The following is a 297-nucleotide window of genomic DNA, read 5'->3' on the forward strand; positions in this document are numbered from 1 at the left end:
CTCCAGGCCGTCGCCACGTGCGTCCGGTGCCGTCAGAACCAGCGTTTGACCTTGAAGACCACGAAGAGGACCGCCGCGAACAGGATCATCGCGAGGATCGACAGCGGGTAGCCCCAGGTCCACTGCAGCTCCGGCATGTGCGTGAAGTTCATCCCGTAGATCGCCGCGATGAGGGTCGGAGCGAAGAGGATCGCCGCCCACCCCGAGATCCGCTTCGTGTCGTCGTTCTGCTTCTGGGCCGCGAGCGTCGAGTCGACCGTCAGCGCGTTCTGCAGCAGCTGACGGAAGGTGTCGAGG

Annotated in this window: 1 protein-coding gene; it reads right to left on the reverse strand. The window is 65.0% G+C overall.

Going from position 1 to position 297, the window contains the following annotated elements; translation table 11 throughout:
- Positions 1 to 32: 32 nt before the first annotated feature.
- On the reverse strand, positions 33 to 297 hold a 265-nt coding region (locus I59_RS14925), incomplete at its 5' end, for a CorA family divalent cation transporter (protein WP_031273949.1).

It is taken from the genome of Curtobacterium sp. B8 (genome assembly GCF_000333315.1).
Lineage (GTDB): Bacteria > Actinomycetota > Actinomycetes > Actinomycetales > Microbacteriaceae > Curtobacterium > Curtobacterium luteum.